Genomic DNA, 2,723 nt, shown 5'->3' on the forward strand with positions numbered 1-2,723 from the left:
AGTGGAGCGGCGGCTCCAGAAGGCCAGGTAGTAGTGCCAGCGCGTCATGACGCTCAGCTGCGCGGGCTGCGGCCATTGAGGGCAAAGCCGGCCCGGTAGAGCTCGCTGGCGCTCATCGCCTGTGGATTGATCACCTCCCCAAAACCGCTGGCGCCGAGGCTGCCGGCTGCACTGCCCGCGGGCAAAGCGCCCGTGCCCATGGCGCCACGCTGCTGGAACAGAAAGCCATAGACAGGGTGGATGCGCAGCTGATCGAGGTAGTCGGCCGTGGTCATTGGCCGGCCGTCATCACCCAGCAGTGGCTGGCCCTGAGCGTCCAACGGTTCGAGAGCATCGCTGCCGTCCTTGCTGCTGCCAAGCCGGAAGCAGTCCCAGAGCATCGAGCGGAACACCTGGAAGAAGGTGCCGCGCCCATCGCCGCCGGTGCGCCCTTCCGCTTCTGAAAAGGCGCGCTCCAGCAGCCGCTCTTTGCGCAGCTCTTGCACCCGCTCATGGGCGGCATCCCGCTCGGCACTGACGGCTGCCACCCGTTTGGCGGCGGCCTCCTCCATCTGGCGCTCACGCAGCTCCAGCTGCTGCTCGAGGTGCTGCTTCTGGCGTTCGGCCTCCTGCAGGCGGGCGTACTCCTCGGGGTTGATCTCCGAGAAGCGGGTCAGCTGCTGCCGCAGCCCCCGCAGTTCTTTTTCGAGGTTGTTGCTGCGGCGGCGCTCGGCCTTGAGGGCTTCGCTGAGGCCAGTCCCACTGGGACCATCGCCGCCTGATCCCTGGATGGATTCATTGGCAGTGGTTGCAGCATCCGAGCCAGTGCTGTGCTCGGCCTGCGTGCTGTCCTGCTCGCTGGTCTCCGGTTCGCGGAGGTCCAGCAAGTCGCTGCCATCACCCGTGTTTCGGGTCGTGCACGTGTTGGGGGTTGCGGAAGCAGTGGCCATGACCCGTCTCGGCTGTCAGTGGGATCGGCAGCCCATCGCGGCGCTGCCATCCCCTGTTGCCGAGTAGCGAATTTTTTCCGGCAAGGCGCTCTAACCTCCTGGAATGACCACCGTGCAAGCCATCGAAGCTGCCGTCGAGCAGCTGGCCCCTGAGCAGCGGGCGGAGTTCCGGGCCTGGTTCGAAGCCTTTGATGCCCATGAATGGGATATGCAGATGGAGCAGGACCTGCAATCGGGACGTCTGGACTGGCTGGCGGAAGAGGCCCTTGGTGACCTGGCTGCTGGTCGCTGCACCGATCGGTGAAGCATCGCGCCAGTCCCCGCTTCTGGTCCTGCTACGAAGCCTTGCCTGCTGATGTTCAAGACCAGGCCGATCGGGCTTATGAGCAGCTGAAAGCGGACCCGCGCCATCCCTCACTGCATCTCAAGCGCATTGGACGGTTCTGGTCCGTTCGCGTTGGCCTCCGGCACCGTGCGCTGGCCGTCGAGGCGTCAACGGATGAGTTGTTGTGGGTGTGGATCGGCACCCATGCCCAATACGACCAGCTCCTGAAAAAGGCCTGATCACGGATCAGAGGCGTTCATTGCCGATTCGGCTTGAGCGTTCCGAACACCCGCTCGCCGATCAGCGGCTGCACCAGGGCGCCGATGCCGCCGGAGCCGTAATCGGCGCCGAACTCCAGCACCACAAAGGTGGTGTGCTGGGCGTAGGGATCCACATCAGCAACGCCTGCAGCGTTGAGCAGGCTGAGATCTCCCAGCCAGATCAGTCCCTCGCAGGGAGCCACCACGGTGCTGCTGAGCGCACCTCCCGGTGCGACGCTGCCACCGCTGGCAACGCGGCGGCCGTTCTGCTGCCAGTTCAAGGTGCTGCTCAGCCAGATGGCGCCTGGGTGAGGCGGCAGGCGGGTAGCCCGGCAGACCATGCCGCTGTAGGTGAAGTCGCCGGTGTCGACCCCAGGGCCGTTCTCCTTGGCGGAGATGTAGTTGGCGCGCACCAGAAAGCACTCGAGCACATGCGCCGCCACCACCGCTGAGGTGGTGTCTCCCGGGATGGCGTTCTCTGCCAGCAGCAGGCTTGCACTAGCAAACGGCTGCAATGGCGTGGCGGGCCAGGGCCCTGCCGCCTGTGGATGTTGGCCGCTGGTGAAACGCCTGGGGCTGATGGTCATCGCTCAACCCCGCAGCATCGGCGTTGCTCCCAGCTGCCCTGCGGCCTGGGCGGTGAACTGCACCCAGCCGCTGAGGGAGGGCAACAACAACAGCAGCTGGTCGGCATAGCGGCGCCGCTGGCGCAGCAGTCCCATCGCGGGCGAACTGGGGTTGGCGTAGGTGGTCTCGCTCTCCTCGCGAAGCAGCGCCGTGTCGTAGGCGATCACATCCGCTTTCTGCAGGGGTGCATCACCAGCTGCGGCAACCGAGCCGGCGATCGGCCCCGAGTTGCTGCGCTTCTGGATCGCCTGCTCCTGCTCACAGCCACCGGCCAGGGCCGCGTCCCTTCCAGAGGTGTAAATCCCGAGGCCCGCTTTCCCTGATCTGAGAGTGAATAGGGGTGAATGACGGGCTGTCATTCGCGAGGCGGATGTGCGCCTCGTTGTTTCACGATGAATCCAGACGATTGACTTGTCAAGTCGTTCGCCTGAATTCCCTTTTGGTTGTTGGTTACGCCTGAATCTCTGCCGATCTCGTCTGCGCCATCCCCCGGGCGTTCAGGCGCTTGCTTCCTGCAGGCAGGCCTGGGCCGGCAGGTCTTCCAACGCTGGGATTTCGGCCATGCTCTCGGCGGAGAACATC

General features: G+C 65.1%; 5 protein-coding genes. 2 read left to right on the top strand and 3 right to left on the bottom strand.

Annotated features, from left to right (window positions below):
- Positions 1 to 53 precede the first annotated feature (53 nt).
- Entirely contained in the window at positions 54 to 866 is an 813-nt protein-coding gene (locus tag ACIQ2E_RS13980) for a hypothetical protein (protein ID WP_398331823.1), read from the bottom strand.
- 166 nt (positions 867 to 1,032) lie between these two features.
- Here ACIQ2E_RS13980 and ACIQ2E_RS13985 point away from each other — a divergent pair, with 166 nt between their 5' ends.
- A complete protein-coding gene (locus ACIQ2E_RS13985) occupies positions 1,033 to 1,233 on the top strand; it encodes a hypothetical protein (RefSeq protein ID WP_398331826.1) in 201 nt (66 codons plus the stop codon).
- Positions 1,230 to 1,493: a hypothetical protein gene (locus tag ACIQ2E_RS13990; protein ID WP_398331829.1), complete on the top strand. Its 264-nt coding sequence runs from the start codon at positions 1,230 to 1,232 to the stop codon at positions 1,491 to 1,493. The genes ACIQ2E_RS13985 and ACIQ2E_RS13990 overlap by 4 nt, the downstream gene beginning before the upstream one ends.
- 17 nt (positions 1,494 to 1,510) lie before the next feature.
- Here ACIQ2E_RS13990 and ACIQ2E_RS13995 read toward each other — a convergent pair whose 3' ends face one another.
- Together ACIQ2E_RS13995 and ACIQ2E_RS14000 are read right to left on the bottom strand one after the other, a co-directional pair.
- Positions 1,511 to 2,101 (bottom strand): hypothetical protein, encoded by a 591-nt coding sequence (locus ACIQ2E_RS13995; protein WP_398331832.1) that lies wholly within the window; start codon positions 2,099 to 2,101, stop codon positions 1,511 to 1,513.
- Between the two features lie 3 nt (positions 2,102 to 2,104).
- Positions 2,105 to 2,500 carry a hypothetical protein gene (locus ACIQ2E_RS14000; RefSeq protein ID WP_398331835.1) on the bottom strand — a complete coding sequence of 132 codons (396 nt, stop codon included), beginning with the start codon at positions 2,498 to 2,500 and terminating at the stop codon, positions 2,105 to 2,107.
- Positions 2,501 to 2,723: the final 223 nt, after the last annotated feature.

It is taken from the genome of Vulcanococcus sp. (assembly GCF_044369115.1).
Taxonomy (GTDB): Bacteria; Cyanobacteriota; Cyanobacteriia; order PCC-6307; family Cyanobiaceae; genus Vulcanococcus.

What these genes read in the sequence shown, in the direction of transcription:
- ACIQ2E_RS13985 (WP_398331826.1), top strand. Translation starts at nt 1,033, where the DNA reads ATGACCACCGTGCAAGCCATCGAAGCTGCCGTCGAGCAGCTGGCCCCT.
- ACIQ2E_RS13995 (WP_398331832.1), bottom strand. Translation starts at nt 2,101, where the DNA reads ATGACCATCAGCCCCAGGCGTTTCACCAGCGGCCAACATCCACAGGCG.
- ACIQ2E_RS14000 (WP_398331835.1), bottom strand. Translation starts at nt 2,500, where the DNA reads ATGACAGCCCGTCATTCACCCCTATTCACTCTCAGATCAGGGAAAGCG.